General features: G+C 46.6%; 2 protein-coding genes. One reads left to right on the top strand and one right to left on the bottom strand.

The features are described from left to right. The first annotated feature begins 214 nt into the window (after positions 1-214). Positions 215-1,420 (top strand): fasciclin domain-containing protein, encoded by a 1,206-nt coding sequence (locus tag A3739_RS18095; RefSeq protein ID WP_068502326.1) that lies wholly within the window; start codon positions 215-217, stop codon positions 1,418-1,420. Between the two features lie 109 nt (positions 1,421-1,529). Here A3739_RS18095 and A3739_RS18090 read toward each other — a convergent pair. Beyond that, a partial coding sequence (locus A3739_RS18090) for a response regulator (protein WP_156502671.1) occupies positions 1,530-1,791 on the bottom strand: 262 nt, incomplete at its 5' end.

The raw sequence follows: 1,791 nt of genomic DNA, 5'->3' as shown, positions 1-1,791 counted from the left end.
CAGATCTACCCTATCCGCCTCTATCCTGCTCAGTTCTCAGTTTTCACCCTAGTTCGACAAAATACATAAACTTACTAAACCGAACAAAAAGTAAACACGTAAGGGCTCATATCAACGTTAGTTGTGTTGAGTGGCCACTCTTATCTGGACTGCTTTGGCAGCCCGAAAATCGAAGCAGTAAAAATCGGACTTTCTCGCTAGATAGGAGTTAACAATGAAAAATTCAAAAGCTTTGCGCCTACTTTGCGCAGGCATGATTGCGTCTACCGTTTCTGTATCGGCAAACGCTTGGTCGTTCTTCAAATTTGGAGGCGCCGACAAACCTAAACCTACCATTACCGAAATCGTTGCTAAGAGTGGCAATGGCTTCGATCATCGCCGTTATGATAACGATATTTTATTAGCCGCGGTTCAAGCAGCTGGTCTTGCTGAAACACTTGCCAGCGAAAAGATCGACGTAACAGTATTCGCTCCAAGTGACGCTGCATTTTTGCGCTTGGCTCGTGACTTCGGCTATGAAGGGAATAGCGAAGAGGGCGCATTCAACGCGATCTTCGCCACACTGCTAGGATTATCTGGCGGTGACGAGGATGCAGCCATCGATATTCTGCGTAACATTCTGCTTTACCATGTTGCTCCTGAATCACGTTCTAAATTCAGCGTCATATATAACGGCGAAGTACCAACCCTACTTGATGGTGCTAGCATCTTACCTGTTGGACTTCAGCTCGTAGATAACGACCCAGAATTTAAGAATCCTAAACTGTCATTCTGGAAGCGTGGTACAAAAGCAAGCAATGGTATCGTGCACTCCATCAATCGCGTACTTATTCCACTCGACCTGCCAGCGGCAGGACAAAGTGATCTCCCAACTATCGCAGGCACAGCTATCGCAGTCAGCTCACTTGAAGGCGTCGATAGCAATCCGAATGACTTTGATATTTTGCTGCAAGGTATTCTTGCAGTTGATGCAGGCAAAGCTGCTGGCGAAGGCTTAGTTGACATCTTGAGCACCGTGCCGGGCTTAACGGTATTCGCGCCGACTGACGCTGCATTCATCCAGCTTGTGAAAGACTTAGGTGTTAATGTGAGCACAGAGCAAGAAGCTCTTGACGTTGTGCTTGCAGCGCTACCTGGTCTTACGGGGCTAGATTTAGCAACAGCACTTGAGACCGTCATTACCTATCACGTGACGGTAGGAACCGGTGACACTGCACTGACCTTGAAAGACCTTCTTGTTGCAGATGAAATCGATACCGTGCTTGGTCCAGTCATCAAACCTGATGGCCGCACACTTGGCGATATCGAAACACGTGTCGCAGATCCAGAGTTGATCTTACGTGCTGGAAATATCTTAACAAGTAATGGTCGTATCCATCCGATTGACCGCGTATTGCTTCCTGCAGAACTAAATCTTTAATTAAGATTGAAAATCTGGGGTCAGAGTCGTTTTACTCTGACCCCAATATAACTCTCCCGCTAGATTAGCTTAATCGCGCGGCAATTCCTTCTGAATGCGTGTGATCTAACTATTTACTCATCAGCTCATAGAGCAACTGTGCTTCGACAGGCTTAGAAATATAATCATCCATGCCTGCTTCTAAACACATCTCCTTATCGCCTTTCATCGCATTTGCGGTCATCGCAACAATCGGCACATCACGCTTAAGCGGATTGCTTAATTGACGAATCGTTCGGCTAGCTTCATAGCCATCCATGACCGGCATCTGACAGTCCATAAAGACAAGGTCAATCGACTGTTCGTTTAAGGTATCAACGGCTTGTTTGCCA

Source organism: Oleiphilus sp. HI0067 (genome assembly GCF_001635735.1).
The sequence above is the reverse complement of the archived record's forward strand: the minus strand, read 5'-3'. Positions and strand labels throughout refer to the sequence as shown.